Genomic DNA, 26,578 nt, shown 5'->3' with positions numbered 1-26,578 from the left:
TATTCACTAAGATGGATGATTTTGGCTTTGCATCATTAAGCAATAATGATATAGATATAATCAGAAGTCATCTATGCAGATTATCTGATGGACTGTTTGAAATGAGTTATTCTTTGAAGAATAGCTACTAATTTCTCGAGCGTTGAGTTTCTATCAAGATTATTTCTTACCTGTCTGAATTTTTCCTTATACTCATCAGGCTCCTTTGCGACATGGTTGAGTGGGTACTCACCAGTCATATAATATTCTAAGTATTCATTTGGTGAAAGCTTGGCCAGATTGTACTGATAACGATCATTGTTGTAATAAACCATATAGGAATCTATTATTTCCTTTAGTTCTTCGTATGAGCAGGCATTCTCTGTATATCTGCCTATCTCATCTTTCATATGTCCGAAGAAGGATTCCTGGGGAGCGTTGTCCCAGCAGTTTCCTCTTCTTGACATTGACTGTCTGATTTCCAGGCTCTTGAGTAAGTCAATAAACTTAACACTTGTATAATGCACACCCTGATCACTATGTATCAGAGCATCAGTATGAATATTACGCTTATGTTTACTGTAAAGCTGATTGAATGTCTCCAGGACAAAGTCTACTTCTAAAGACGGTGATAATACATATGAAAGAATCTGCTTTGTGAAGCCATCCTTTACCACTGATAGATAGGCTTTAGATCTTTTATGACCGTAGAATAGATAAGTAATGTCTGTTTCAAGCACATATCCAGGGCCATACTCCTCGAAATGTCTGTTTAGAATATTATCTGCATAATTTGATGTTTTCATTGCCTTAGCCATTCTTCTTGCAGGATTGGCTTTTCTTATCGGACAGAATAGCCCGTATTTCTTCATCAGTCTTGAAATCTTTTTATGATTCATCACAATGCCCATGTGAAGAAGACGCATATGAATACCACGTCTGCCTTTGTCATATCCTTTGAATTTGTATGCTTCTAAAATCAGTTCAAAATCCTTACGGTCTTGTTCTTCTTTTTCGCTTATGGAACTTTTTCGTTTCTTCCATGAATAGAACCCACTTCTTGAAACACCTGCAATATCGCATAACGCTGTGACACTCAGTTTATTTCTAGGTGATTCAAGAGTTCTATCTATTAGTTTATATTTTTCTCTTATTGTTTGTCCTTCTGCAGTTTTGAGATTTGCTTTCTGTTGATAAATCTCACTCTTTTTAAAAAATCGTTCTCCTGTTGGAGAATTTTATTTTTCTGCTTAAGCCTTTCTAGCTGTTCCTCAATGGTAAGATTTTTTGTAGAAGGTCTTCCGGATTTTGTGCCTCTGGTATCCTTGAATCCTTCTTCTCTTGCTGCTTCTTTCCTTACACGATTTGTGAACTTGAGAGTTCGACTAGACCCTAACATATGAGGATCAAATCCATACTTTCTAAATATGTTTCCAGGCATCATGCCATTCTGTAAATCAATCCAGAAGAGTTCTTTGAATTCTTCTGAATAGGTTATGCTTTTGATAGATACTTTCTTTACATATGGATTCTTTTCGAGTTCCTTTACTTGTTCATCACTAAAATAATTTACTCCCATAATAACACCACCATTCTATAATCATTATACTACGCAAAATAAAAACCCTGTAAAACAGGGTCACGAAATAAATATCCTTTTTTTATCGTGTCCTTTTTACAGGGTCCATTTTACTCCTTTCTAAGCTCTTTTTTTCTATGAATAATGCGATTGTAATAAGAATCATAGAAGGAATAAGGAACTGATTAGGTCCAAAGAGTAATAAACAGAATATAGAAATAATAAATCCTGTAAAGGCAGGAAGATGTTGTTTTGATTTCTCTAATTGCTCTACTAGGATGATGACAAATAATGCAGTCATCGCAAAATCTATGCCAGTTGTATCAAAAGGAATAATATTCCCTAGTACTGAACCTATAATACTCCCTGCTATCCAGGATAACTGATTGACAAGAGAAACGATAAAGAAATAGTCTTTACGACTAATATCATCAGGAAGATCAGGAGAGCAGATTAAGGAATAGGTTTCATCTGTTAATGAGAAGATTAAATAAGGCTTTCTCCACCCTGCTTCACTATATTCTTCTAACATGGTAATACCATAAAAGAGATGTCTGATATTGACCATAAGAGTCATAATAGCAGTTGTAATGATAGAAGCACCTGTTGATAGTAGATTAATTGTCACAAACTGCATAGAACCAGCATATATACCTGTACTCATTAAAACTGCCCAGACCCATCCATAACCTTTACCTTGAAGTAATAAGCCAAAACCAATACTTAATACAATATAACCAGTCATAACAGGGAGTGCAGATTTAATAGAATAAATAATTGTTTTCTTATTCATGTATTACCTACCTCCTTAGTCGGTTTATACTATAATAACTATATATCATTCTTGATGTCAATGATATAATAGTAACAGGAGGTGCTCTTATGAGATTAGACACAGTACATCATATTGCAATCATTACAAAAGATTATGATCAAACAATTGACTTTTATGTCAATAAATTAGGTTTTAAGATTATTAGAGAAAACAAGAGAGAAGATAAACAGGATATCAAGTTAGATCTTCAACTTGGAGAGATGGAATTAGAAATATTTATTAAACCAGATGCCCCACTACATTTTTTCCCTGAAACTGCAGGACTGAGACATCTGGCTTTCAAGGTAGAAGATGTAGAAGAAACAGTCAAAGAATTAAATGCGTTAGGTATTGAAACAGAACCAATCCGTTTCGACACATTTACAGGCAAGAAAATGACATTTTTTAAAGATCCTGATCAATTGCCTTTAGAAATCCATGAATAATAGAGAAAAGCTGTTAGAGAACTATGTGCGTTTGTCAGGTATATCATTTCATAATAATGTTGCCTTTGCGCATACGAAGTATCAGGTGAACTGGAAAAAAACAGCTCTTACTATGTGGTTAGGTCATATAGTAAGCAAGAAAACAGAATTCTATGTATTGAGCTTTGAACGTGAGGGAATTACCTTTATGCAATATGATAATCTGAAGTTTCTAGATGGTGTTTACTTCTTTGATTATCGTTTTGTGACAGATTTTAAAGTGAAAAAGAAAGGGGCTGAATCAGAGATGCGCTTCATGTACCAAGGACAGGAAGTTGTATTAATGCTTCAGCGATATGCAATAGATAGTCCCTGGATCAAAGAATATATGCACTATTTAGAAGAAAATCACTTTTTTTATGATTGATAATATGTTATTATGTTGGCAAATAGAGGTGCATGCGTTAAGAATTCGTTATTAATGGATACAGCCAGATAATGAAGGGGGAGCAAATGCCGAAGAGACAGGGAACTGTATATGAACTGTTATCTGGGGGATAAGAGAAGATCTTATTCACTGTCACAAAATATTTGTGGTGCGCTATTGAATATAATGAAGACTAATTATATTGCAATGGCCCCATTGCAATATTTTTTTATAGAAAAATGGAGATGATGAAGATGAACAGTGTGATTACAAGATTAGAGATTGAAGAAGACATTATTCAAGTGAAGTTAATGAATGTTGAAAAGAATCCTCTTTTTGTGGCTGATGTGTTTGAAACAATTAGTCGTGAAGGTGTGAACATCGATATGATCTCATCAGTCATGCTAGAAGATGAAATGCGTATTGATTTCACATGTGATGCAAAAGCACAGAGTGCTTTAAACAAGGCTATTGAAGAAGTTAAGAAGAATCACCCACGTATTGGTGTATTTGCATCTAAGAATGTAGGTAAGCTTGTTGTAGAAGGTCATATGGAAAATGAAGTCGGTTTTGCAAGTAAGTTATTCAAAGTTCTAGGTGATAACCAGATCCCATTTGCTCAAGTGACAACAAGTGAAGTATCTATTTCATATGTTATAGAAAAGAAATATTTAAAGAAAGCATTAGAAAAAATTCAGGAGGAATTAGCATAAAATGGAACCAATTTTTGAAGGTACAGGTGTTGCATTGGTATTACCAATGTTTGAAGATGGAAGTATTGATTACGAAGGTTATAAGAGACAGGTACAGAGAATGATTGATGGTGGTGTAAAAGCATTACTTGTCAACGGAACTACTGGTGAACCTGCAACTATTGATATTGAAGATGAATTTGAACTCACTAAGATTACAGTAGAAATGGCTAAGGGTACAGGTGTAAAGGTTATTGTAGGTGCAGGTTCTAACTATACTGCACAGGCTATTAGAAAGGCTAAGTTCAATGCTGAAGCAGGTGCTGATGCAAACTTAGTTGTAACACCTTACTACAATAAGACTTCTCAGAGAGGTTTAATTGAACATTATAAGGCTGTTGCTGCTGCAAGTGATTTACCACTTATTATGTATAATGTACCAGGTAGAACTGGTATGAAGATCAGTGTAGATACAGTAGTAGAACTTGCAAAGGTTCCTAATATTGTTGCTATGAAAGATGCAACAGATGATATTGCATATGCAATGGAAGTATTAACACGTACTAAGGATATGGACTTTGATTTATATTCTGGATGTGATGATAATATTCTTCCATTTATTGCAGCAGGAGGTAAAGGTGTTATTTCAGTATTATCTAACCTTTATCCAAGAGAAACAGAAATGTTTGCCCAGGCTGCATTAAAGGGTGATCTAGAACTTGCTAGAAAGATGGCTTATGATTTAAATGATGTTTCTAAATATTTATTTATTGATGTTAACCCAATCATGCCTAAGGCTGCTTTAAAGCATATGGGTGTTATTGAAAGTGATATGCTTCGTCAGCCTCTTATTCCAACTACAGAAGAAAATAAGAAGTTATTATTTGATGCAATGAAAGAATTCGAAAGTAAGGGTTATTAAGATGAAAGTATTAGTATATGGTTATGGTTTAATGGGTAAGAAAGTAGCCCATGCAGTAATGAATGATACAGATTTAGAATTGGCTGGTGTTGTATCTCCTGTGTTTGATGTACAGCCAGAAGTACCTGCATATAAGTCATTAGATGAAGTACAGGATGATATTGATGCAATTATTGATTTCTCACATCCTGCCAATCTAGATAGTATTCTATCTTATGCATTAAAGAATAAGTGTAAAGTTGTATTCGCTACTACTGGCTTTAGTGCAGAAGACTTAAAGAAGATTGAAGAAGCATCTCATGAGATTGCCCTCTTCCAGTCTTATAACACTTCTTATGGTGTGGCTATGATGAATAAGATGGTGAGTGAATTTGCGAAAGAATTCTTTGAACATCATTTTGATATTGAAATCATGGAAAAACATCATAATCAGAAGATTGATTCACCATCAGGTACTGCAGTGATGTTATATGATGGTATTAATAATGCTTTAGATGATTCATTAGAACCTACTTATGATCGTCATTCTATTCATCGTAAGAGAGAAAGAAATGAAGTAGGTATTTCATCTATAAGAGGTGGGACAATCTTTGGTGAACATACAGTAATGTTTGCAGGACAGGATGAAATCGTAGAAGTAAAGCATACAGCTCTTTCTAAAGAAGTATTTGCGAATGGTGCTGTTGCTGCATTAAAGGCATTAATGAATAAAGACAAAGGTTTATTTGATTTAAAAACATTATATTAAGGGGAATGGTATGGTATTACAGACACAGTTTGCTGATATAAAAGGCAATGATTTATATATAGATGGTATTAAAGCATCTGATCTCGCAAAGCAGTATGGCACACCACTTTATGTTATGAGTGAAGGTCATATTAGACATCAGATGAATGAATTAAAGACAAAGTTCATGGATAAGTATGAAAAGGCACTTCCATTATTTGCATCTAAGTCTTTTAGCTGTCTTGCAATCTATAAGCTTGCAAATGAATATGGTATTGGAATTGACTGCGTATCTGCAGGAGAAATCAGTATCGCATTACGTGCTGGATTTGATCCAGACAAGATCTACTTCCATGGAAACAATAAGCTTCCTTCAGAAATTGAATATGCATTAAGTCATGATGTGACTCATTTCGTAGTAGATAACTTCTATGAAATTGAAAACTGTGAAAAGATTGCAGGTAAACTAGGTAAAAAAGTCAAAGCAACTTTAAGAATTGTCCCTGGTATTAAAGCAGGTGGTCATAACTATATCATGACTGGTCATAAGGATACTAAGTTTGGCTTTAGTTCTCATTATGGTATCTATTTAAAAGCTATTCAGCAAATCTTAGAGTCTGATAATATTGAATATGAAGGAATTCATTGTCATATCGGTTCTCAGGTATTTGATTTATTCGCTTATGTGAATGCAATGCTTCAGTTCATGAAGTTCGTGAATGAAATCTATAATACATTTGGTGTTGTAACAAGTAAGATCAATGCCGGTGGTGGTTATGGTATTGCTTATACTAAACAGGATGAACCACTTGATTTTGAATCTATTACATCAGAAATCATGAAAGTTATTTATAATGAATATGATAGTCATGGATGGGAACGTCCAGCTGTTATGATTGAACCAGGACGTTATGTTGTAGGTAATGCAGGTATTACCCTATATACAGTAGGATGTATTAAAGAAATTCCTGATGTACGTACTTATGTCTCTATTGATGGTGGTATGTCTGATAATATCCGTACACCTTTATATGATGCGAAATATGATGGTATTGTCGCAAATAAAGCAGGAGAAACAAAGACTAAGACTGTAACAGTTGTAGGTAAGATCTGTGAAAGTGCTGATATGATTACTAAGGATTTACCAGTTACAGCTAATATTATGCCAGGAGATATTTTTGCAGTATTCTCTACAGGCGCATATAACTACTCTATGTCTTCTAACTACAACCAGTTACCTAAACCAGCTGTAGTATTCACTTATGAAGGTGAATCAAGAGTCGTTGTAAGAAGACAGACATTTGATGATCTAATTTTATTTGATGAAGAATAGTCATGAGGAGATAGCGGATGCTATCCCCTTTTTTTATGCATAAATATATATAATATAATTACTGTTACTTTGAAGAAAGTACCATTTTAGGCTAAAAAAGATTGAAGAAAGTCACATTTTTGGTAAATAAAAGATTGAAGAAAGTCATGCTTTGACAGATAATAAGATTGAAGAAAGTTATATATATTTAAAAAGTTAGGAGGTATTCTATGTTTTTTAAGAGAAAAGCGTATGATAAGCTACTTGAATGGAAGCATAACTATTCAGATCGATATGCTGTTCTATTAGAAGGGGCAAGACGTGTTGGTAAGTCAACTATTGCGGAAAATTTTGCGAAGAATGAGTATAAGTCATATATTTTGATAGACTTTTCAAAGACAACAAATAATATTCTTGAATGTTTTGATGATATAGGTAATCTAAATATATTTTTTCTAAGATTGCAGGCTGAAACAGGAATCACATTATATGAACATGAGTCTCTTATTATTTTTGATGAAGTACAGTTATTTCCTAAAGCAAGACAAGCAATTAAACATCTTGTTGCAGATGGTAGATATAGTTATCTAGAAACAGGATCTTTGATATCAATAAAAAAGAATGTAAAGGATATTCTTATTCCTTCTGAGGAAATGAAGATTCAGATTTACCCAATGGACTATGAAGAGTTCTGTACTGCCACAGGTAGTAATTATGGATTGTTGAAAGATATATATAATATGGGTAAAGCCATTGGTCAGGCTACAAATCGTAAGTTAATGAGAGATTTGAGAATATATATGGCTGTTGGGGGAATGCCACAAGCTGTAGAAGCCTATGTAAATGGTAAAAACTTTTCAGAAATAGATATGGTCAAAAGACAGATTATTAATCTGTATGAAGAAGATTTTAAGAAGATTGATGCTTCTGGTAGATTATCAGCTATGTATCATTCAATTCCTGCTCAGCTCGCAAAAGATACAAAAAAATATCGCATAACAACTGCGATAGGTAAGAAGAATAATGTAAGAAGTGAAGAATTATTATATGAGTTGATTGATTCAAAGACAGTGCTACCATGTTTTAATACAACTGACCCTAAAGTGAGTTTGGCAGATACAAAAGATTTTGATAGTTATAAGCTCTATATTGCGGATACTGGTTTGTTTGTCACACTTATGTTTATTGATCGCCCAGCAACAGAAAACGAAATATATGCAAAACTATTATCTGATAAGTTGCCTATTAATCTTGGTTATTTGTATGAAAATCTAATGGCTCAGATGATTGCTGCATCAGGAAGAGAATTGTATTATCATACTTGGAATAAAAAAGGAAGTTCGCATTATTATGAGGTTGATTTTCTAGTATCAGATGGAAGTAAAATCAAAGTATTTGAGGTGAAATCTTCAGGTATTGGAAAACATGAATCAATCAATGAGTTCTGTAAGAAGTATTCCAATATTGTGAATAAGTCATATTTGATTTCACAAAAAGATATAGGCAAAGAGAATAGTCTATTGTTTAGACCGTTTTATCTTGTACCTTTTGTATTATAGAACTAAAAAGTGATATCACATCATTGAAGAGAAGTTATTCATTATGACTTGAGACATTCATAAGGTAAGCTCGTGAATAACGATTAATAGTTATGACTATTAATGTGTTGTTCTTCTCTTCATTAAATAAACATACAGACTAGAGGTTGCTTATATTTAACTTCTAGTCTTTTATTTTGTAGGTATACATTATAATAGACTTAAGAAAGCATATTATGAGTGTCGTTATGTTGCTATTGATGAATAAGATAACCTAAAGCAATATTATCTTAAACTACCCCCTTTTTTACTTTAGATTTTTTATAATTATTATCAGTATTATTGAGTACTTTAATATTGTTTGTTATCATATTTATGAAGTTAAAGTTTACTTAATGAAAGGAGGAGATTCCATTGGTTACATTAACTAGTAATACAAACATAATGAATCTAATAATTAAAAATGCAAAAGAAAGGAAATCTTATCAATTAAATTATTGTCTTCACTGACTATGATTATAGGAGTGAGCCTCTCTACTATTACAAGTGTAAATGCGTATAATTATTATAAAAACGCATTCGAAAACACTGATTAATTAAAAATTATTTACAATCAGATAGCAAAGAAAGAAAAATCAATTAATGCATGTTCTCTTGATGGCCAAGCTGTTTATACATGGGGATACCCTACTACAAAAGGCAGAATACTAGTTACAGGAGACGCTTATAAAAATCTGATTCCTACTGGTCATGCAGCTATAGTCTATTCACAGAGCAAAGTTGTTGAAGCTATATACAATAAAGTTGTAACCGGTAAAAATGATTGGAATAAAAGCAAATATACATGCTGGGGACTTTATGTAACAGAAGATCAAGCAAAAAAAGTTGCAGATTGGTGTTATTCACAAAGAGGCAAACCATATAACATTAAGTATTATGATGTAAATACAAGATTGAAATTTTACTGTTCTCGACTCATATGGGCTGGATTTAAAGATAAATACAATGTAGATTTAAACACTAGTCAATATGGTGCAGCAGTACATCCTATTGAATTTGTCTCAAGTGATAAAACAATGATTCTTTATAAGAAGTGATTATAATAAAAAAACAATTTTAATAATTACCACAGTCTTACTATTCACAGGATGCACATTCTTACAATCACAAAGAAATATCCATTATACATTCGGTGTGATTGAAACTTCTTCTGCGAGAAAATATACTGTTATTAAATATTATAATGATGATGGTAAAAAAGTTGCTTCTACAAAATTGGATGAGGCTCAAGTAGGCACATCATTCAATACCACAAGCTATCATGATGGTTATGCTTATATTAATAATATCGGTCTTCAAGGACATAAGAATCCTCAAAACGTTATTCAGATAAAAAGAAATTCTACTGAAGTGAAAAAGCTTCATTTACCTGGAACTACCATTGATGCAGTCTGTGCAGATGATCACTATTATAAAGTTAAGATGTATTTGGAGGAAACAAAATGATAATCAATAGATGTCCTTATTGTTCGGGTAAGTTAATTCATGGTTATATTAAAACAAGGGGTGAGGCTCTTGCATGGTCACCAAATCCTGAAAAACTACCATTTATGACGAATAAATGGCATATTGGGGAGGATGATATCAAGTTAGGAGATTTTAGCTACTACAAAGGTGACAAAATTGATGCATACAAATGTAATACATGCAATATTATTATAATAAATGCAAATAAAGATTTATAAAACAGGAGAAAGTATATATGAAAACTAAAACAAAGAATCTAATCATTATACTTTTATTGGGATTTTCAATTGTTTTTAATGGATATTTGTTTATTGAAAATAAAAATAAAGCTACAACCATAGTGCAGTTAAATAAAAAAACTAAAGAATTAGAAAAGTATAGTGAATTACTTGAAACTGGAACAGCTATAGAATATGTGGATATTAAAGAAAGTGATGGTCTGATTTCTATGGCTTATCTATATCAAGATAAAGAGTTAATAGAAAGACATGGTATAGGGTTTATTATTGGTAAGCAATACTATAGGATAGGGATAGCCCCTGAAATCGGTACAACATTAAATAAAAATTCAAAAATTATAAAGATCACAGACAATGAAATAGAATTTACATTTAACTTAAATAATGATACAGAAAAAAAGCGTTTAATAGTCCAAACTGAAAATAATGATATTCATTTTAAGTTAGAGGATGTATCATAAATCCTATCTTTTGAATAAAAATGGAAAAGCATAATAGTTGCTACAGTAGTGTTTGAATTGTAATTAATCTATTATTCTAAGTTGGTTAGAACTTGTGTTTTATTCACAAAAAGTGTATTTAAATCCTGTTTTCTTGAATGTAACAAATTAAGTTATATATTGTAGATATACGATATCACATAAGAGAAAGGAGGATAAGAAATGTTGAAGGTAGTAAATAATAGCAGAGCAAAAAAAGTTATGAAGTATTTTACATATTAGAAAGTTAATCACTCATTATGCATAGAAGTGGAAGTGAAAAATTATGAAAAAGAAAGATTTGATTCGTATTGCATATGAAAAAATTATGCTTGCTATTGGTGTTATGATTGCTAATTTAGTAATGAATGAAACAATGACAGTATGTATAGTTAATACAGTATTAGTAGTAGGCATTACGCTTATATTTGACATAATACAGTTAAGAAATAAAACACAATGATACTTTGGAAACCTGCTTCTTTGGAACCTTTAATTTATAAAGGGAGGTCAATAGAAAACTCGCTTTAAATATTTGGGGGTTTCCACTTGTAAAGGGCAGTCAGAAATGACTGCCCTTTAGCGAGTTCTTTTTTATCGATTATCTGAGTATAACTTGACCATGCCTTCTTGGTTCTTCCATCAATGATATCTACAATTTCCATGGTCTTAAAATCAAGAATAACACACATGTATCTGTTTTGTCCCTTATGTCTCCAGTGCTTCTTATCAATGCATATAATCTCAGGTAAAGGCTGTCTACGCATCTGACCATACTTATCGAATATTTCAACGACTTTAGTAGGACTTGTGTTAAAGAATCTAGCAACCAGTGAAAAAGTAGTTGTAGGTTCTTTAAGTTTATTCATGATTTCCAGTTCTGAGGTTTGAGATAATCTACTATGACTTTTCTCTGTAAATGGGTTTTCCTCTGTCACTACCTTATTACATTGCGGACATACTAATCTTCTCTTTTTAAGTATTAGAGAAGTGTTCTTGCTTCCTATCATGTTATGTATGACTTTACATTTTCTATAGTCCTTAATATTTATTCTACTGCTGCATTCTGGACAGGAGATAATGGTTCTCTTAAGCGTGATACAATAAATCACTTCTTTTTCATTAATTTCAATCGTATGAGACTGTACAAAGGATTCATAATCCCCTAAAATAATTTTTAGATCATTATTCAATTTGTGATCTCCTTTCGCTTTGATTTAATATGAGCAAATTAATGATACAGCGAAAGGTTTTTAATTACACAAAAATACTTAAAAAAGTGGGAGCCGCAGTGTGATCCCCACAGATTTAAAGGTGCTGTTTCCAAGACCCCCAAATATTTAGAGCGAAGGTCTGACCCCTACAAAAATTAAAGACCCTTTTATAATCGCTCGGTCTATTTAGTCTACATATTTCTCTAAGAAATGAGCAATATTGCTTTGAACAAGTTTCTTCTCTTTATGATAAGATTCACCATGTGCGGCATCATTCACAATAAGTAATTTCTTTTCTGCCTGACAGGCATTATAGAGTTCTAATGCCATGTAAGTAGGCACAAAGTGATCCTGGTTACCATGTATAAATAATGTAGGTGTTTTAGACTTCTTGACTTGATTGACTGCACTGGCCTGTTTGAAGTTATACCCTATTGTCTTTTTTGACAATAATGTAGCACTAGGAAGTAATAAGAATGGTGGACATCCTTTATTCTTTAAGTAGTATTTGAATTCATCATAAGCACTTGTATAGCTGCAATCAGCGACAATAGCTTTCACATTATCAGATAATTCTTCACCACTTACCATGAGGACTGTTGCTCCACCCATGGATATACCATGTAAGACAATGCTCATAGGTTCATTATGGAAGTACTCTTCCATTTTTTTAATCCATTCTAATATATCTAAACGATCCAACCATCCAAAACCAACATAATGTCCTTCTGACTGTCCATGTGCTCTATTATCTGGAAGAAGGATATTATAACCAAGTTCATGATAGAAACGAATATAATATGCAAACTCACGATAATGGTAAGAATGGAATCCATGAACACAGATCACTAATTTATTAGAATCAGGATAGGGAAGGAACTGCCCTTCTAGCTTTAATCCATCATAAGAAGTGATTTCCATATCTATAAATGTCTGATGATCTAGCCATTGTTTATCATCTTCACTCATTGGATGTTTTAATCCTACTTTTTCTTTTTTGCGTCTTGTACATACCTTTTCTATCGCTATGCGCCCCGCTGCAAGATAAGTGGCAGATGCCGCAGCGGTTGCGCCTATTGTACCAATAATTACGTTCTTTTTTTTCACGACAAAAAGCCTCCTTTTATTCATTATATAAGATATTCTATAAAGAATTCATATACAAAAGATTAAGTTTGAATAAATAATTGACAGATAGGTCAAAGTGTAAGTAGAAAAGGGTATGTTTGAAAGCGATAAATATATGTTTTTAAGAAAGTTTTTGTGTTAGAATAATACCGATATGAGGTGATTTTAATGACACAGGTTATAGAACCAGAACAGATGGATTTATTAGTAAGTGCAGTAAGAGATGGGAAGATTGTTGCATTTCCTACGGAAACTGTTTATGGCGTTGCCTGCTTATTCAATGATTTGAAGGGTCTTGATAGAATTATGGAAATCAAGAAACGTAACCCGAATAAAGCAGTGACTCTTATGTTGTCAAAAAAAGATGATGTAAAGAAGTATGGCTTAGTAGACGAGGGTACCCAGAGAGTGATTGATAAGTTTATGCCAGGTAGAATGACAATCGTATTAAAAAGACTGGACAGTGTGGATTCGAGACATGTTAGTGGAAAAGATACAATAGGTATTAGAATCCCAGACAGTTCTTTCGTTTTGTCACTCATTGATCAGACAGGGCCTTTATCAGTAACAAGTGCTAATTTATCTGGCCAAGGGAATACGACAAACGAAAAAGAAGTACTTGCACAGCTTGATGGACAGATTGATATGGTTGTCAGAGGACAGACTGCTTCGGCAACTGCATCTACAGTCGTGGATTTAAGTCAAGGTGATGTGAGAATACTAAGAGAAGGTTTAATTACCAAAGAAGAAATCGAGGAGGTATATTATGAAAATTGCAGTCGCTTGTGATCATGGTGGATTACGTTTAAAGAATGTTCTTATTGATGAAATGAAGAAACAGGGTTATGAAGTTGTAGACTATGGTACTTATACTGAAGACTCTTGTGATTATCCTGATTATGCATCTAAGGCAGCTAAAGCTGTTGCATCAGGAGAATGTGAGAAAGGTGTCGTTGTTTGTGGAACAGGCATTGGTGTATCAATTACATGTAATAAGGTAGATGGTATCCGCTGCGCATTATGTCATGATGTATTTAGTGCAAAAGCGACAAGAGCTCATAATGATACTAACATGATTGCAATGGGACAGAGAGTTATTGGAGAAGGACTCGCTGTTGAGATTCTTAATGCATGGCTACATACTGAGTTTGAAGGTGGAAGACATGTTAAGAGAATTGAAAAAATGATGGCTTTAGAAAAGGAGTAAGCATTATGAGAGATACAGAAGTATTTGCGAGTGTTGAGCGAGAATTGAATAGACAAAGAAACAATATTGAATTAATTGCTTCCGAAAACTTTGTATCTAAAGAAATCATGGAGCTTGCGGGCTCAGTTCTAACAAATAAATATGCTGAAGGATATCCAGGTAAGAGATATTATGGTGGATGTCAGTTTGTGGATGAAGTAGAAACATTGGCACAGGAAAGACTTAAGAAGTTATTTGGCTGTGAGTATGCAAATGTTCAGCCTCATTCTGGTGCACAAGCGAATACAGCTGTTTATTTTGCTTTATTACAGCCAGGTGATAAAGTACTAGGTATGTCTTTAAATGATGGTGGGCATTTAACTCATGGACATCCATTAAACTACTCTGGTAAGACTTATGAATTCCATGCTTATGGTGTTGATAAGGAAACAGAAAGAATTGATTATGATGAATATAAGAGATTATGTGAAGAAATCAAACCTAAGTTAGTTGTTGCAGGGGCAAGTGCTTATGCAAGAACTATTGATTTCAAATTCATGGCTGAAGTAGCACATAGTGTTGGAGCTATCTTTATGGTAGACATGGCACATATTGCTGGTTTAGTTGCTGCAGGAGATCATCCATCTCCATTCCCTTATGCAGATATCGTGACTACTACAACTCATAAGACTTTAAGAGGTCCTAGAGGTGGTGTCATCATGTGTAAGGAAAAGTATGCAAAGGATATTGATAGAGCTGTTTTCCCTGGTATGCAGGGTGGACCTCTTATGCATATTATTGCAGCTAAAGCAGCTTGCTTCTATGAAGCATTACAGCCTGAATTCAAGGAATATAGTCATCAAATCATTAAGAATGCGAAAGCTTTAGAAGAATCTTTAAAGGAAGAAGGATTCCGTCTTGTAACTGGTGGTACTGATAATCATCTATTACTTATTGATGTAAAGAGCAGCTGTGGTATTACAGGTAAGAAAGCTCAGAGATTACTTGATGAAATCAATATTACAGCTAATAAGAATGCGATTCCTTTCGATACAGAAAAACCTTTCAAGGCTTCTGGAATCCGTGTTGGTACACCAGCAATGACCACAAAAGGATTCAAGGAAGATGACTTCAGAGAAGTTGGAAAGATTATTGCTTATCGTTTAAAGAATGAAGAAACTGATGAAGTAAAGAATGAATGTCTTGCAAGAGTAAAGAAGTTAACTGATAAAGTGACTATGTATGACGATATTAAATACTAGGAGGCCATAAAATGGTTAAAGTACTCAATCATGCATTAATTAAACACAAACTCTCAATTATGAGAGAAGAAAAGACATCAAACTATATTTTTAAGCAGAATCTTGATGAAATCGCAATGTTGATGGCTTATGAAGTCACAAAAGATTATCCTTTAAAAGAAAAGGAAATTGAAACACCTATTTGCAAGACAACTGGTTATGAACTAGACAAGGATATTATTCTTGTACCTATCTTACGTGCTGGTGTGGGTCTTGTAGATGGCTTCAGAAGAATCATACCAACTGCGAAAGTAGGTCATATTGGTATGTATAGAGATGAAGAAACATTGATTCCTCATGAATATTATGCTAAATTTCCTAAAGGATTAGAGAGCGCAAAGGTTATTGTTCTTGATCCTATGCTTGCTACTGGTGGTTCAGCTGATATGGCTATCCAGAATATTAAAGATCGTGGTGCGAAGGATATTGAACTTGTCTGCCTTGTAGGTGCACCTGAAGGTGTGAAATACATTGAAGAACATCATCCAGATGTTAAGCTTACTTTAGCTGCATTAGATGAAAAACTAAATGACAAGGGATATATTGTACCAGGTTTAGGAGATGCGGGAGACCGCTTGTTTGGTACTAATTAATGGGATTTGATGAATATGAAGTAAGAAGAACTTCTGTTAAAGTATTTCTTGCAGGATTGATTCTTGCGGTACTACTTTCCATCATTCTTCATTCGATCAGCTACTGCTTAGGGTTTGTATTAGGCTATCTTATTGATTTATTAATTTTACAGATCAATATGAAGATGACTGATACAATACTTTCTATCCAGACTGCAGGTAAGACAATTGCGGTTATATTATTTATGGCTAAATTGTTTATATTTGCATTAGGGTTTGCAATAGCTGGATTTTTTCCAGAAATAGTAAATATGTATACTGTATTTCTGGGCTATCTAGTAGTAAAGATTTCTATTTATATACATGCATATGGAGAAAGGAGGCGTATGAGATAATGAAAATCACTATTCAGCCAGAACTGATATCATCATTGATTGTGACTGTGATACTTTCTATTTTCTTTGTTTATGCAGGTAAAAAAATAAGAGAAGCAGATCCAACTAAGAGACCAAAAGGTGTGGTTCTTCTTGTTGAAACCGCCATTAAGATGGTTTACGATTATATGGGCACAATCATGCCTAAGAAATATGCGAAGAACTACTATCCTTATTTCTCTATGTTATTTGCATGGCTGTTGGTATCTAACTTATTTGGATTAACAGGTTTTGATGCGCCAACTACTAACTACTCAATCACGTTATCCTTAACATTAATTACATGGGTATTAATTCAGATTAATGCGATTAAGTATCAGGGTGTTGGCAGTTATATTAAGGGAACTTTGATTCCCCCAACAAACCTATTTGGTTTGATTTCACCATTGATTTCTATATCAATGCGTATTTTCTGTAACTTATTGAGTGGTACATTTATTATGGCCTTAGTATATCAGGCAACATCATTCTTAAGTTACAAGTTGATTCCATTCAACTTTTTAGGACCAGTGGTAGCACCACTATTACATTGTTATTTCGATGTATTCTCTGGATGTGTACAAGCACTGGTATTCGTTACACTATCTTCAATTCTGATTTCTAATGAAAATCCAGATGAAGAATAAATGAAAAAAATGTCAATAGGAGGAAATTGATTATGACAAGAGGTTTAATTGCAATCGCTGCTGGTATTGCAGTACTTGCAGGTTTAGGTACAGGTATTGGTGAAGGTTTAGTTGCCGCTCATGCAGTATCTGCAATTGGAAGAAATCCTGAGGCTGAAAGCAAGATCCGTACTACTATGATCTTAGGTATCGCCTTAACAGAAACAGTAGCCCTCTATGGTTTACTTATTTCTTTCATCTTATTATTCGTATTCAAATAAAAAATAGTTTAAGGAGGAAAAAACTATGCCAGATATAGCCGCAAAGTTATTTCCAAACCCTACCACTATGATTGTTCAGTTATGTTCCACTGCAATCATGCTTCTTCTGTTTAAGAAATATTTATGGAATTATGTATTAGAATTCTTCCAGAAGAGAGCTGATTTTATAGAAGGTAATATCAATGATGCGAAGGCTAAGAATGAAAAAGCATCTGAATATCTTCTAGAAAGTGAAAAGCAGGCTAAAGAAGCTGCTAAACAGTATAAAGAAATCATAGATCAGGCTAAGGAAGATGCCGTAAAGGCTAAGAGTAAAATCATGGATGAAGCTAACAAGCAGGCTCAAGAAAAGATTGAACAGGCTCGCCATGAAATTGAATCTGAAAAGCTTGCAGCACAGGATGAAATGAAGAAAGAAATTGTGGATGTTGCTGTTGAAGTGGCTACTAAAGTCATGGATCAGAATATGAATACTGAAGCCAATAAAGCTTTAGTAGATGATTTCGTAAAACAGGTTGTTAACTAATGGATGCAAATGTTGCAGAACGTTATGCTGAAAGCTTATATCAGTTAGCGTTAGAAGATCATGCGCTAGAAGATTATCTAGCAGACATGAAACTAGTTGATACAGTTTTAGAAAGTAATCCAGAATTTGAAAAATTCTTCTCTCATGTGCTTGTAGATGATGAAGCAAAGTGTGCATTACTTGATAAAGGTTTTGGCACTTCAGTAAATCATTATGTATTGAATTTTCTTAAACTGCTTGTAAAGAAAAGAAGAACAAGATACATTGCGCCTATTACAAAAAGCTTTATTAAGATGAGTAATAAGCATCTTGGTATCGAGGAAGGCGTTATCTTCACACCTTTCGCATTAAGCGATGAACAGGTAAAAGCAATTGAAGAAGCGATTTCTCAGAAAGAAAACAAAACAATCACTTTAAGAACTGTTGAAGACAAGACACTTATTGGTGGTGTTAAGGTTCAGATTGAGAACCGTGTCTATGATGGCTCATTAAAGAACAAAGTCAGCAAGCTCAAGACTGAGCTGTTGAGAAAGTAGGTGACGCAAGTGGCATTAAGACCCGATGAAATCAGTGCTTTAATCAAAGAGCAGATTAAGCATTATGATGATGTCATGGAACAGAAAGACGTCGGAACAGTTATGACTGTTGGTGACGGTGTCAGTGTTGTTCATGGTTTAGACAATGCAATGCTAGGTGAATTGATCCTTTTCCCAGGTGATGTTTATGGTATGGTCATGAACCTAGATGAAGATAGTGTTGGTGTTACTTTATTAGGTAATGCGGACGAAATTAAAGAAGGCGACGAAGTAAGACGTACAGGTAAGATTATTGAAGTACCTGTAGGTGATGCAATGCTTGGTCGTGTCGTTAACCCTTTAGGACAGCCTATTGATGGTCAGGGTGAAATTATCACTACAAAGACTAGACCAATCGAAAGAGTGGCTCCTGGTGTTATGACAAGAAAATCAGTAGATCAGCCAGTACAGACTGGTATCACTACTATTGATGCAATTATTCCAGTTGGTAGAGGTCAGCGTGAGTTAATCATCGGTGACAGACAGACTGGTAAAACAGCTATCGCTGTTGATACAATCATCAACCAGAAAGGTCAGGATATGTACTGTATCTATGTTGCAATTGGTCAGAAGAACTCTACAGTTGCACAGGTTGTTGAAAAATTAAAGAAGGCAGGCGCAATGGATTATACTGTTGTTGTTTCTGCATCAGCTTCTGAACTTGCTCCAGTTCAGTATATTGCTCCTTATGCAGGTTGTGCTATTGCTGAAGAATGGCTTGACCAGGGTAAGGATGTATTAATCGTTTATGATGATTTAAGTAAGCATGCCGTAGCTTATCGTACAGTGTCTCTATTATTAAAGAGACCACCAGGACGTGAAGCTTATCCAGGTGATGTATTCTACTTACATTCAAGACTATTAGAAAGATCTTGTCGTTTAAATGAAGAAAATGGCGGAGGTTCTATCACTGCCCTTCCAATCATTGAAACACAGGCAGGTGATATCTCAGCATATATCCCTACTAACGTTATTTCTATTACTGATGGTCAGATCTTCTTACAGCAGGAATTATTCAATGCTGGTTTCAGACCTGCCATTGATACAGGTTTATCTGTATCACGTGTAGGTTCTACAGCACAGATCAAGGCTATGAAGCAGGTTTCTAGAAACTTGAAGTATGAATTAGCACAGTATGAAGAAATGCAGTCATTCGCACAGTTTGGTTCTGACTTAGATGCAGCAACTAAGAATGCGATTGAACATGGTGAACGTGTACGTGAAGTATTAAAACAGGCACAGTATGCACCAAGAGATGTTATTGATCAGATTATTACTCTATTTGCACTTGAAAATGGATTCGTTAAGAATGTTAAAGTGGAAAAGGTACAGGAATACATGGATGGTTTAGTAGAGAAGTTTGCTGTTGCACATAGTGATCTTCTTGATGAAATCAGAGAAAAGAAAGTATTATCTGATGAATTAACTGCTAAGTTGAAGGAAGCTGTTAAGGCTTATACAACTCAGTTCGAAAACTTACAGAAAGCTGAGGCTTAATTATGGCTGGGCAGATGCAAGCCATCAAGCGTCGTATCAAATCAATTGAATCTACTAAGAAAATCACAAGAGCTATGGAACTTGTTGCTAGCTCTAAGCTTTCTAAGACTAGAAATCAGTTGAATGACATGAAGCCTTATTATACACAGGTAAAAGATACTTGTGCACAGATCTTATCTTCTGCAGGAAATGATATTGATTCTCCTTATTTAGTATTAAATGATAAGGGTGAAGATGTTTATATCGTTATCACTTCTACTTTAGGACTATGTGGTGGATATAACTCTAATATCTTTAAGCAGGTTGAAGCATCAGTCAATGATGCCAAGAAGATTATTGCGATTGGTAATAAAGGCTTAAATCAGTTTAAGAAACATTTTAAAGGTGAAGTAGATGGTACTTATGTAGACCTTAATACGACCCTTGATTTTAGAAGTGTTGTGAGATTAGTTGCGTCACTTCTAGAAGGCTATAAGAAAAAAGAAATTAAGTCTATTCATATTGTATATACAGAATATGTGAATGACTTAACTTTCGTACCTAGAGATGTGACTCTTCTTCCACTTAAGGCTGAAGATCTTGTCTCTGATAAGAAATTCCATAAAGATACATTGTTTGAACCAAGTCCTGAATCAGTACTTGGAAGCTTAATTCCGATGTATTTACAGGCTGTTATCTATGGTTACTTGATTGAATCAGTGACTGCAGAAAATGCGTCTAGAAGAACATCTATGAAGAACGCAACAGACAATGCTAATGAATTAACAGATGAGTTGTTATTAAAATACAACCAGGCACGTCAGAGCGCGATTACAAGTGAAGTAAGTGAAATCGTTGCTGGTGCCAATGCACAATAAGAAGGAGGTGCCATATGTCTTTGAATGTTGGTAAGATTATCAAGGCTCAGGGTCCAGTTGTCGATGTACAGTTTGCTGCTGATAAAGATCTTCCAGATCTAAATACAGCCATCAAAATTGATAACCATGGTGAAGAGTTAACTGTAGAAGTTGCTCAGCATATTGGTGATGATATTGTAAGATGTATCGCAATGGGTCCTACTGATGGTCTAACAAGAGGTATGGATGCTGTGGATACTAATGCACCTATTAGTGTTCCAGTAGGTAATAAAACACTTGGTAGAATGTTCAACGTATTAGGACATTCTATTGATGGTAAAGATGAATTGACTGAAGAAAAACATATGCCAATTCATAGATCAGCACCTACATTTGCTGATCAGAGAACAGAAACTGAAATTCTTGAAACAGGTATTAAAGTCGTTGACTTGATCTGTCCATTCATCAAGGGTGGTAAGATCGGATTGTTCGGTGGTGCCGGTGTAGGTAAGACAGTTCTTATCCAGGAATTCATCAACAACATCGCAACTGAACATAACGGTTTATCAGTATTCGCCGGTGTTGGTGAACGTTCTCGTGAAGGTAATGATTTATACTATGAAATGAAAGAAAGTGGTGTATTAGATAAGACAACACTAGTGTTTGGTCAGATGAATGAACCACCTGGATCAAGACTTAGAGTTGCATTATCAGCACTTACTATGGCGGAATATTTCCGTGATGAACAGGGACAGGATGTCTTACTATTCATCGATAATATCTTCCGTTTCACTCAGGCTGGTTCAGAAGTATCTGCCCTACTTGGACGTGTTCCATCTCAGGCAGGTTATCAGCCAACTCTTGCAACTGAAATGGGTCAGTTACAGGAACGTATTACTTCAACTAAACAGGGTTCTATTACATCTGTACAGGCTGTATATGTACCTGCCGATGATATGACTGACCCTGCTCCAGCAACTACATTCACACACCTTGATGCAAGAGTTGTACTTGATCGTAGTATTGCAGCATTAGGTATTTACCCTGCAGTAGATCCACTAAACTCTTCTTCTAGAGGTCTTGATCCAAACGTTGTTGGTAAAGAACATTATGAAGTGGCTCATGGAGTAACTCAGATGTTACAGAAATATCAGGAATTACAGGATATTATCGCAATTCTTGGTATGGATGAATTGAGTGAAGAAGATAAACTAATCGTTGCACGTGCAAGAAGAATTAGAAACTTCTTATCACAGCCATTTACTGTTGCAGAACAGTTCACTGGTTTAGATGGTAAGTATGTACATGTAGAAGATACAGTAAAAGGATTTAAAGAAATTCTAGAAGGCAAATATGACGATTTACCAGAGCAGGCTTTCCATAATGTAGGTACTATTGAAGAAGCAGTAAAGAAAGCTGAATCTTTAAGTGAGTAAATTTCATTTACATATCGTCACTCCTAAAGGTACCTACAGGGATGTAGACGTAGATATTCTGAACATTAGAACAACTGATGGTCAGATGGGTATACTTGCTCACCATATGCCATTGGCGAGTGGTGTGGAAATCGCCGAAATGAATTATAGGATTGATAAAGACAAATATGAATTCGCTGTTGGTGGTGGATTTGTTTATGTAGATGGTGATAACACTGTTACACTTATTGTGAATGATATTGAATCACCAGAAGAAATCGACCTACGTAGAGCTGAAGAAGCAAAGGCAAGAGCTGAAGAGAGATTAAGATCAAAGAATCCAGAAGTCGATTTACAGCGTGCTGAAATTGCGTTAAAGAAGGCTATTACACGTATTCATGTCAAAAACAATTACTAGGATCCAGGGTTATTCCCTGGATTTTCTTTTGGAGAAGTTATGAAAAGTGATTTTGTGAGAGTGAAAGATTATATACCTGATATATATGTAGAGTTGCGATATGCAACAGAACGTAATTTTACACATACTAAAGTATATGATTTTGATGAAGCGTATTTAAGAAGAGGAACTACACTTAAACTTAAGAAGGTTCAGGAAGAGTTAAAAGAAATAGGTTATAGCTTAAAAATCTGGGATGCCTATAGACCATTTACTGCACAGCAATACTTCTGGGAACTGATTCATGATGATGAGTTTGTTGCTGATCCGACAAATGGTCCAAAGACACATAATTTTGGAAATGTTGTAGATGTGACTCTTGTAAAGAGTGATGGAAGTGAAATAGATATGCCTACAGAGTTTGATGATTTTACGAGTCAAGCAAGTAGAGATTATTCATGGTTAACAGGCGATCCTCTTAAACATGTTCTATTACTAGAAGAAACAATGGAGAAGTATGGCTTTATAGGCTATGAGGGTGAATGGTGGCATTATATAGATGAAGATTCTTATGACTATATAGAATTCAAGCCAAATGAAAGACACAGCTAATAATGACGCTGTGCCTTTTTAATTAGAGTATAAATAATAAGTGTAAGTAATATCCCAATACAAGCCCCTGTAGAATCTATCATGACATCTTTAAAGCTTGCACTACGTCCTCCTACAAAGAACTGATGAAGTTCATCTGAACAGGCATAGAGGAAACTTACTAGTAGAGATATAAAGCATTTATTGCGTAAGGGATAAGTTTCATAAGTAAACATCAGCAACATTGTAAGAATACTTAAGATAAAATATACAAACATATGTGCACATTTACGAATAATGAATTCTAAGAAGCTAAAAGCTTCTGTAGATAATGTATTCACTATATTATGTCCTGTAACAGTCTTAGAAATATGTCCTATAAGATAGATCACTGATTGAGAAGAAGAGGAACTTTTAGGCCCTGTTTGATTAGAAAAACAGAATATAACCCCCATCCAGATTATGATTAATAGAGTAAGTAGTATACGTAATTTCTTCTTTTTGGTCATAATGTTGCTCCCCTTTCTTGAGTTTATAATATACAACATCTGTAAATAAAAAACAAATGCTTAATAAAAAGTAGATTTTTTGCTGATTTTATATAGTATATTGATATCGAACCGATATCACGCTATAATAAAACGATTTAGCTAAAGCTAAATGGGCGGCATGGGATGAAAAGGAGACTATTATGTACGAATACGTAAATAACAAACAATTAATATGCAGCATGCGTTCCTGTTGTGGAGACATTATGCAAGACCTATGTCATATCCTGAAAGTAAAATATAATATAGGTGCAACATTTACTCTTGTTGGTAGTGGGGCAAGAAATTTAATACTTCAAACTGCAAATGAACCCATTGACTTAGATTATAATCTTAAAATTATAAGAATTGATGATTATGAAGACTGTCCTTATATCAAGGAATGCGTTAGAAAAGCTTTTAATATTGTTCTTAGAAAGCATGGATGGAGAGATTGTGAAGATTCCAAATCCTCATTAACCACTGAAAAACGTTATTTTCCAAGAATTAGTGACACAGAATTTTCGATGGATGTTTGCATCGTTCGTGAAGATGAAGATGGAAATCTTCGTCGTTTAATTCATAAAAAGACTGGTTATACTAATGTTAGAAGGCCTGTTAATGATTATTATTGGAATATGGCTCCAAATTCTAGAGATATTAAATTTAAAGTCGATTATATTAAAAGTAATGGAAAGTGGGAATTAGTCAGAGAACAATATAAGAGAATTAAGAATAGATATTTAACTCGAAATGATCATAATCATCCTTCATTTATTTGTTATATTGAAGCAGTAAATAATGTATATAACTCAATAAAGGGTTGGAAGTAATAAACTGGCAAGAAATTTTTTGGTAAAGTGATTGAATTCAATTGATTTGGGAATGTTATATATAATCCTATTCCATTTTGAAATGGAGGGATTGTAAATGGAAAAACTATATATAAATACCCTTAACGATTCAAAATACATTGCATTAATCACAGTCCTTGATTATGAAATATCAGTAAGCATATATCTAAAACAGTTATCATTCGAAGCTTCTTCCAATAAGCCCGAACATGTACTTGTTGATTTGGCTTTGAAAGCAGTAATAGATAAGTATAGATTTGTTGAATTTGATATAAATGAATCTGGGAAAATAGAATTAGATAGTTACAAGTATGTTTCACTTAATACCTTCTATGAGATTCTAGCCAATACCCTTCTAAAAGAGAAAAAAGAATTATTATTAAACTCTATCTTAACTGATTCACAGATAAATCAGCTATTGAATTTTGATTAGTTTCATTGACAACTTAACAATCTGTGATATCTTAAAGATGAAACTAAAGGAACAGTAATGTTCTCGGTGAACAGGCACCGTAAAAAGTCGAATTCAAGAGGTAGGATTCAAAATAACCACGTCCGAGTATATATCGACAAGATATATGAGCCTGATGACCAGGATAAAACCTGTAATTCTTTTACTATGAGCAGGATGAGTTCCTGCTTTTTTAGATAAAACAGATGCAGATTTTAATGGAGAAGTTGAGTAAAATTTGATGAATCATAATACAAATGTTAGAATGGTTAAGATGGAGGTTTTTTTATGAACATTGTTTTAATACTTGCTTGTATGGCTGTATTCTATAATATTGATTTACTCGGCTATAATTCAGAGTATCTCTCAGTACAGCAGACAAAAAACTTAAAAGGGATATTTACACTCATAGTATTATTCCATCACCTCGCAATATTTGCATCTGTAGGTGATGTCTATAATATTTTTATTAATTCGGGATACATTGCGGTAGGTGGATTCCTATTCATTTCTGGATATGGCTTAATGTACCAATATATGCATAAAGGAAGAAATTATGTAAAGTCCTTCCCTAAAAGAAGAATACTCACAATACTTATTCCATCTGTTGTAATGGCTATTGCCTATTTTGTATTGAAACAATACAGATATGGTTATACTTTAGGTGCTCTTATCTATGATTTTAAAAGAGGTGCTTCTGTTATTAGTAATGGATGGTATATCAATGCGATTATTTATTTCTATATTGCTTTCTTTATTTCTATGCTTCTTTGTGAACTCATTAAGAAACGTAGAATTATGATCATCTTTACTTTTATCTTTACATATCTCTATATCTTCTTATGTATGAAGTTTAAGTTTGAAGATCATTGGTTTAGTGCAGCCTTTGCTTTCTATTTTGGTATATTATGGGCTATGTTTAAATCTCAAATTGATTCTAATCTCAAGAAATCAATTCCTATTATTATTGGTTGTCTATTTATCTTCTACTATGTATTGAATGTATTCACTCCATTTAAGTATGGCTGGATGGAATTCAAATGTTTAATGTATCTTGCAATTATCGTGATATTAGGAATGAGAATCAAACTTCAAAGTCCCCTTATGGAATGGGTAGAAGATCATTCTTTGGAAATCTATTTAGTACATGGATTATTCTTTGAAATATTAAGAAATAACCATATTAATATAGTAGATAACTTTGAATTCATGGTTACTCTACTCATACTTACATTCATATCTTCTTATGTGCTTCATAAGATATTCACATTCATAAACAAAAAAATTATAAATAGTTAAGAGGAGTGCTTATCACTCTTCTTTTTTCTATGATGAAGCCGGGTGATATATATGAATAAGATATTAGTAGTAGACGATGAACTAATATTAAATCTAGTAGGAATAAGCTTGAAAGAAGCATGTAAAGAACATGCAATAGAAATCATGAATAAAAAATTATGCTTAGAAGAATATACAAATATTAAATATAGTCAAAATACAAAATAAGATGTCACATAAATATAAGTAA

Annotated in this window: 36 protein-coding genes and 1 riboswitch; of the genes, 30 read left to right on the top strand and 6 right to left on the bottom strand. The window is 33.8% G+C overall.

Features of this window, described 5'->3' with window-relative positions; all coding sequences use genetic code 11:
- Nucleotides 1-80: 80 nt before the first annotated feature.
- From H8909_RS03695 to H8909_RS03685, 3 genes are all read right to left on the bottom strand, one after another.
- The gene (locus tag H8909_RS03695; protein ID WP_328290975.1) at nt 81-1,112 is read right to left on the bottom strand and encodes an IS3 family transposase; all 1,032 of its coding nucleotides are present in this window, start codon (nt 1,110-1,112) and stop codon (nt 81-83) included.
- 17 nt (nt 1,113-1,129) lie between these two features.
- On the bottom strand, nt 1,130-1,558 hold the full coding sequence (locus tag H8909_RS03690) for an HTH domain-containing protein (protein ID WP_117458736.1): 429 nt from the start codon (nt 1,556-1,558) through the stop codon (nt 1,130-1,132).
- A gap of 82 nt (nt 1,559-1,640) precedes the next feature.
- Nucleotides 1,641-2,351, bottom strand: a complete 711-nt coding sequence (locus H8909_RS03685; protein ID WP_187011885.1) for an AzlC family ABC transporter permease — start codon at nt 2,349-2,351, stop codon at nt 1,641-1,643.
- Nucleotides 2,352-2,440: 89 nt separating this feature from the next.
- On the opposite strand from H8909_RS03685, the gene gloA2 reads away from it, so the two are divergent.
- The 12 genes from gloA2 (at nt 2,441) to H8909_RS03630 (ending at nt 11,123) form a co-directional block, all read left to right on the top strand.
- A complete protein-coding gene (gloA2, locus tag H8909_RS03680; protein ID WP_187011884.1) occupies nt 2,441-2,818 on the top strand; it encodes an SMU1112c/YaeR family gloxylase I-like metalloprotein in 378 nt (125 codons plus the stop codon).
- Nucleotides 2,811-3,224: a hypothetical protein gene (locus H8909_RS03675; protein ID WP_187011883.1), complete on the top strand. Its 414-nt coding sequence runs from the start codon at nt 2,811-2,813 to the stop codon at nt 3,222-3,224. The genes gloA2 and H8909_RS03675 overlap by 8 nt, the downstream gene beginning before the upstream one ends.
- Before the next feature lie 15 nt (nt 3,225-3,239).
- A riboswitch (Lysine riboswitch) is annotated at nt 3,240-3,409 on the top strand.
- Nucleotides 3,410-3,478: 69 nt separating this feature from the next.
- A complete protein-coding gene (locus H8909_RS03670) occupies nt 3,479-3,937 on the top strand; it encodes an ACT domain-containing protein (RefSeq protein WP_022424590.1) in 459 nt (152 codons plus the stop codon).
- Nucleotide 3,938: 1 nt separating this feature from the next.
- Nucleotides 3,939-4,838, top strand: a complete 900-nt coding sequence (dapA, locus tag H8909_RS03665) for a 4-hydroxy-tetrahydrodipicolinate synthase (RefSeq protein ID WP_006504655.1) — start codon at nt 3,939-3,941, stop codon at nt 4,836-4,838.
- 1 nt (nt 4,839) lies between these two features.
- Nucleotides 4,840-5,586 carry a 4-hydroxy-tetrahydrodipicolinate reductase gene (gene dapB, locus H8909_RS03660; protein ID WP_187011881.1) on the top strand — a complete coding sequence of 249 codons (747 nt, stop codon included), beginning with the start codon at nt 4,840-4,842 and terminating at the stop codon, nt 5,584-5,586.
- Between the two features lie 10 nt (nt 5,587-5,596).
- Nucleotides 5,597-6,898, top strand: coding sequence for a diaminopimelate decarboxylase (gene lysA, locus H8909_RS03655; protein ID WP_006504657.1), 1,302 nt, complete (start codon nt 5,597-5,599; stop codon nt 6,896-6,898).
- A gap of 209 nt (nt 6,899-7,107) precedes the next feature.
- On the top strand, nt 7,108-8,436 hold the full coding sequence (locus H8909_RS03650; protein WP_187011880.1) for an ATP-binding protein: 1,329 nt from the start codon (nt 7,108-7,110) through the stop codon (nt 8,434-8,436).
- 932 nt (nt 8,437-9,368) lie between these two features.
- Nucleotides 9,369-9,512, top strand: coding sequence for a hypothetical protein (locus tag H8909_RS13455; RefSeq protein WP_238928209.1), 144 nt, complete (start codon nt 9,369-9,371; stop codon nt 9,510-9,512).
- Nucleotides 9,513-9,609: 97 nt separating this feature from the next.
- On the top strand, nt 9,610-9,921 hold the full coding sequence (locus H8909_RS03645; RefSeq protein ID WP_187011879.1) for a hypothetical protein: 312 nt from the start codon (nt 9,610-9,612) through the stop codon (nt 9,919-9,921).
- Complete coding sequence (locus H8909_RS03640; RefSeq protein WP_187011878.1) at nt 9,918-10,160, top strand: PF20097 family protein; 243 nt, start codon at nt 9,918-9,920, stop codon at nt 10,158-10,160. The genes H8909_RS03645 and H8909_RS03640 overlap by 4 nt, the downstream gene beginning before the upstream one ends.
- Nucleotides 10,161-10,177: 17 nt before the next feature.
- Nucleotides 10,178-10,642, top strand: coding sequence for a hypothetical protein (locus H8909_RS03635; protein ID WP_187011877.1), 465 nt, complete (start codon nt 10,178-10,180; stop codon nt 10,640-10,642).
- A gap of 304 nt (nt 10,643-10,946) precedes the next feature.
- Nucleotides 10,947-11,123: a hypothetical protein gene (locus tag H8909_RS03630; protein ID WP_187011876.1), complete on the top strand. Its 177-nt coding sequence runs from the start codon at nt 10,947-10,949 to the stop codon at nt 11,121-11,123.
- 64 nt (nt 11,124-11,187) lie between these two features.
- On the opposite strand, the gene H8909_RS13450 is transcribed toward H8909_RS03630, so the two are convergent.
- Nucleotides 11,188-11,853, bottom strand: coding sequence for a transposase family protein (locus H8909_RS13450; RefSeq protein WP_238928208.1), 666 nt, complete (start codon nt 11,851-11,853; stop codon nt 11,188-11,190).
- A gap of 207 nt (nt 11,854-12,060) precedes the next feature.
- Entirely contained in the window at nt 12,061-12,981 is a 921-nt protein-coding gene (locus tag H8909_RS03620; RefSeq protein WP_369409800.1) for an alpha/beta hydrolase, read from the bottom strand.
- Nucleotides 12,982-13,170: 189 nt separating this feature from the next.
- On the opposite strand from H8909_RS03620, the gene H8909_RS03615 reads away from it, so the two are divergent.
- Genes H8909_RS03615 through H8909_RS03550 form a run of 14 tightly spaced genes read left to right on the top strand, consistent with a single transcriptional unit; the run spans nt 13,171 to nt 23,239 of the window.
- Nucleotides 13,171-13,791, top strand: coding sequence for an L-threonylcarbamoyladenylate synthase (locus H8909_RS03615; protein ID WP_117458980.1), 621 nt, complete (start codon nt 13,171-13,173; stop codon nt 13,789-13,791).
- Complete coding sequence (gene rpiB / locus H8909_RS03610) at nt 13,769-14,209, top strand: ribose 5-phosphate isomerase B (RefSeq protein ID WP_117458981.1); 441 nt, start codon at nt 13,769-13,771, stop codon at nt 14,207-14,209. Before H8909_RS03615 ends, rpiB begins: the two co-directional genes overlap by 23 nt.
- A gap of 5 nt (nt 14,210-14,214) precedes the next feature.
- Nucleotides 14,215-15,450: a serine hydroxymethyltransferase gene (gene glyA, locus H8909_RS03605; RefSeq protein WP_022425533.1), complete on the top strand. Its 1,236-nt coding sequence runs from the start codon at nt 14,215-14,217 to the stop codon at nt 15,448-15,450.
- A gap of 11 nt (nt 15,451-15,461) precedes the next feature.
- Nucleotides 15,462-16,082, top strand: coding sequence for a uracil phosphoribosyltransferase (gene upp / locus H8909_RS03600; RefSeq protein ID WP_187011874.1), 621 nt, complete (start codon nt 15,462-15,464; stop codon nt 16,080-16,082).
- Entirely contained in the window at nt 16,082-16,456 is a 375-nt protein-coding gene (locus H8909_RS03595; RefSeq protein WP_187011873.1) for a hypothetical protein, read from the top strand. Before upp ends, H8909_RS03595 begins: the two co-directional genes overlap by 1 nt.
- Nucleotides 16,456-17,121, top strand: coding sequence for a F0F1 ATP synthase subunit A (locus H8909_RS03590; protein ID WP_022425536.1), 666 nt, complete (start codon nt 16,456-16,458; stop codon nt 17,119-17,121). The genes H8909_RS03595 and H8909_RS03590 overlap by 1 nt, the downstream gene beginning before the upstream one ends.
- A gap of 32 nt (nt 17,122-17,153) precedes the next feature.
- Nucleotides 17,154-17,381 (top strand): ATP synthase F0 subunit C, encoded by a 228-nt coding sequence (atpE, locus tag H8909_RS03585; protein WP_006506960.1) that lies wholly within the window; start codon nt 17,154-17,156, stop codon nt 17,379-17,381.
- Nucleotides 17,382-17,406: 25 nt separating this feature from the next.
- The gene (atpF, locus tag H8909_RS03580; RefSeq protein ID WP_006506961.1) at nt 17,407-17,907 is read left to right on the top strand and encodes a F0F1 ATP synthase subunit B; all 501 of its coding nucleotides are present in this window, start codon (nt 17,407-17,409) and stop codon (nt 17,905-17,907) included.
- Entirely contained in the window at nt 17,907-18,443 is a 537-nt protein-coding gene (locus tag H8909_RS03575; protein ID WP_187011872.1) for a F0F1 ATP synthase subunit delta, read from the top strand. Before atpF ends, H8909_RS03575 begins: the two co-directional genes overlap by 1 nt.
- 9 nt (nt 18,444-18,452) lie before the next feature.
- Nucleotides 18,453-19,979, top strand: a complete 1,527-nt coding sequence (gene atpA, locus H8909_RS03570) for a F0F1 ATP synthase subunit alpha (RefSeq protein WP_022425537.1) — start codon at nt 18,453-18,455, stop codon at nt 19,977-19,979.
- A 2-nt stretch (nt 19,980-19,981) separates the two neighbouring features.
- Entirely contained in the window at nt 19,982-20,836 is an 855-nt protein-coding gene (atpG, locus tag H8909_RS03565; protein WP_006506964.1) for an ATP synthase F1 subunit gamma, read from the top strand.
- A 14-nt stretch (nt 20,837-20,850) separates the two neighbouring features.
- Entirely contained in the window at nt 20,851-22,251 is a 1,401-nt protein-coding gene (atpD, locus tag H8909_RS03560) for a F0F1 ATP synthase subunit beta (RefSeq protein ID WP_187011871.1), read from the top strand.
- Entirely contained in the window at nt 22,244-22,648 is a 405-nt protein-coding gene (atpC, locus tag H8909_RS03555; protein ID WP_187011870.1) for an ATP synthase F1 subunit epsilon, read from the top strand. Before atpD ends, atpC begins: the two co-directional genes overlap by 8 nt.
- Before the next feature lie 39 nt (nt 22,649-22,687).
- On the top strand, nt 22,688-23,239 hold the full coding sequence (locus tag H8909_RS03550) for a M15 family metallopeptidase (protein ID WP_187011869.1): 552 nt from the start codon (nt 22,688-22,690) through the stop codon (nt 23,237-23,239).
- On the opposite strand, the gene H8909_RS03545 is transcribed toward H8909_RS03550, so the two are convergent.
- Complete coding sequence (locus tag H8909_RS03545; protein ID WP_187011868.1) at nt 23,236-23,727, bottom strand: VanZ family protein; 492 nt, start codon at nt 23,725-23,727, stop codon at nt 23,236-23,238. The two genes, H8909_RS03550 and H8909_RS03545, sit on opposite strands and share 4 nt — an antisense overlap.
- 182 nt (nt 23,728-23,909) lie before the next feature.
- Here H8909_RS03545 and H8909_RS03540 point away from each other — a divergent pair, with 182 nt between their 5' ends.
- From H8909_RS03540 to H8909_RS03525, 4 genes are all read left to right on the top strand, one after another.
- Nucleotides 23,910-24,578: a hypothetical protein gene (locus H8909_RS03540; RefSeq protein WP_187011867.1), complete on the top strand. Its 669-nt coding sequence runs from the start codon at nt 23,910-23,912 to the stop codon at nt 24,576-24,578.
- 97 nt (nt 24,579-24,675) lie between these two features.
- Nucleotides 24,676-25,032 carry a type II toxin-antitoxin system RnlB family antitoxin gene (locus H8909_RS03535; protein ID WP_187011866.1) on the top strand — a complete coding sequence of 119 codons (357 nt, stop codon included), beginning with the start codon at nt 24,676-24,678 and terminating at the stop codon, nt 25,030-25,032.
- Between the two features lie 306 nt (nt 25,033-25,338).
- Nucleotides 25,339-26,349 (top strand): acyltransferase family protein, encoded by a 1,011-nt coding sequence (locus tag H8909_RS03530; protein ID WP_187011865.1) that lies wholly within the window; start codon nt 25,339-25,341, stop codon nt 26,347-26,349.
- Nucleotides 26,350-26,400: 51 nt separating this feature from the next.
- Nucleotides 26,401-26,556: a hypothetical protein gene (locus tag H8909_RS03525; protein WP_187011864.1), complete on the top strand. Its 156-nt coding sequence runs from the start codon at nt 26,401-26,403 to the stop codon at nt 26,554-26,556.
- Nucleotides 26,557-26,578 lie beyond the last annotated feature (22 nt).

This window comes from Catenibacterium faecis (genome assembly GCF_014306455.1).
In the GTDB taxonomy this organism is placed as follows: domain Bacteria; phylum Bacillota_I; class Bacilli_A; order Erysipelotrichales; family Coprobacillaceae; genus Catenibacterium; species Catenibacterium mitsuoka_A.
This window is presented reverse-complemented; position numbering and strand designations above follow the sequence as displayed.

What these genes read in the sequence shown, in the direction of transcription:
- H8909_RS03690 (WP_117458736.1), bottom strand. Translation starts at nt 1,558, where the DNA reads ATGGGAGTAAATTATTTTAGTGATGAACAAGTAAAGGAACTCGAAAAG.
- H8909_RS03685 (WP_187011885.1), bottom strand. Translation starts at nt 2,351, where the DNA reads ATGAATAAGAAAACAATTATTTATTCTATTAAATCTGCACTCCCTGTT.
- gloA2 (WP_187011884.1), top strand. Translation starts at nt 2,441, where the DNA reads ATGAGATTAGACACAGTACATCATATTGCAATCATTACAAAAGATTAT.
- H8909_RS03675 (WP_187011883.1), top strand. Translation starts at nt 2,811, where the DNA reads ATGAATAATAGAGAAAAGCTGTTAGAGAACTATGTGCGTTTGTCAGGT.
- H8909_RS03670 (WP_022424590.1), top strand. Translation starts at nt 3,479, where the DNA reads ATGAACAGTGTGATTACAAGATTAGAGATTGAAGAAGACATTATTCAA.
- dapA (WP_006504655.1), top strand. Translation starts at nt 3,939, where the DNA reads ATGGAACCAATTTTTGAAGGTACAGGTGTTGCATTGGTATTACCAATG.
- dapB (WP_187011881.1), top strand. Translation starts at nt 4,840, where the DNA reads ATGAAAGTATTAGTATATGGTTATGGTTTAATGGGTAAGAAAGTAGCC.
- lysA (WP_006504657.1), top strand. Translation starts at nt 5,597, where the DNA reads ATGGTATTACAGACACAGTTTGCTGATATAAAAGGCAATGATTTATAT.
- H8909_RS03650 (WP_187011880.1), top strand. Translation starts at nt 7,108, where the DNA reads ATGTTTTTTAAGAGAAAAGCGTATGATAAGCTACTTGAATGGAAGCAT.
- H8909_RS03640 (WP_187011878.1), top strand. Translation starts at nt 9,918, where the DNA reads ATGATAATCAATAGATGTCCTTATTGTTCGGGTAAGTTAATTCATGGT.
- H8909_RS03635 (WP_187011877.1), top strand. Translation starts at nt 10,178, where the DNA reads ATGAAAACTAAAACAAAGAATCTAATCATTATACTTTTATTGGGATTT.
- H8909_RS03630 (WP_187011876.1), top strand. Translation starts at nt 10,947, where the DNA reads ATGAAAAAGAAAGATTTGATTCGTATTGCATATGAAAAAATTATGCTT.
- H8909_RS03615 (WP_117458980.1), top strand. Translation starts at nt 13,171, where the DNA reads ATGACACAGGTTATAGAACCAGAACAGATGGATTTATTAGTAAGTGCA.
- rpiB (WP_117458981.1), top strand. Translation starts at nt 13,769, where the DNA reads ATGAAAATTGCAGTCGCTTGTGATCATGGTGGATTACGTTTAAAGAAT.
- glyA (WP_022425533.1), top strand. Translation starts at nt 14,215, where the DNA reads ATGAGAGATACAGAAGTATTTGCGAGTGTTGAGCGAGAATTGAATAGA.
- upp (WP_187011874.1), top strand. Translation starts at nt 15,462, where the DNA reads ATGGTTAAAGTACTCAATCATGCATTAATTAAACACAAACTCTCAATT.
- H8909_RS03595 (WP_187011873.1), top strand. Translation starts at nt 16,082, where the DNA reads ATGGGATTTGATGAATATGAAGTAAGAAGAACTTCTGTTAAAGTATTT.
- H8909_RS03590 (WP_022425536.1), top strand. Translation starts at nt 16,456, where the DNA reads ATGAAAATCACTATTCAGCCAGAACTGATATCATCATTGATTGTGACT.
- atpE (WP_006506960.1), top strand. Translation starts at nt 17,154, where the DNA reads ATGACAAGAGGTTTAATTGCAATCGCTGCTGGTATTGCAGTACTTGCA.
- atpF (WP_006506961.1), top strand. Translation starts at nt 17,407, where the DNA reads ATGCCAGATATAGCCGCAAAGTTATTTCCAAACCCTACCACTATGATT.
- H8909_RS03575 (WP_187011872.1), top strand. Translation starts at nt 17,907, where the DNA reads ATGGATGCAAATGTTGCAGAACGTTATGCTGAAAGCTTATATCAGTTA.
- atpG (WP_006506964.1), top strand. Translation starts at nt 19,982, where the DNA reads ATGGCTGGGCAGATGCAAGCCATCAAGCGTCGTATCAAATCAATTGAA.
- atpD (WP_187011871.1), top strand. Translation starts at nt 20,851, where the DNA reads ATGTCTTTGAATGTTGGTAAGATTATCAAGGCTCAGGGTCCAGTTGTC.
- H8909_RS03550 (WP_187011869.1), top strand. Translation starts at nt 22,688, where the DNA reads ATGAAAAGTGATTTTGTGAGAGTGAAAGATTATATACCTGATATATAT.
- H8909_RS03545 (WP_187011868.1), bottom strand. Translation starts at nt 23,727, where the DNA reads ATGACCAAAAAGAAGAAATTACGTATACTACTTACTCTATTAATCATA.
- H8909_RS03540 (WP_187011867.1), top strand. Translation starts at nt 23,910, where the DNA reads ATGTACGAATACGTAAATAACAAACAATTAATATGCAGCATGCGTTCC.
- H8909_RS03535 (WP_187011866.1), top strand. Translation starts at nt 24,676, where the DNA reads ATGGAAAAACTATATATAAATACCCTTAACGATTCAAAATACATTGCA.
- H8909_RS03530 (WP_187011865.1), top strand. Translation starts at nt 25,339, where the DNA reads ATGAACATTGTTTTAATACTTGCTTGTATGGCTGTATTCTATAATATT.
- H8909_RS03525 (WP_187011864.1), top strand. Translation starts at nt 26,401, where the DNA reads ATGAATAAGATATTAGTAGTAGACGATGAACTAATATTAAATCTAGTA.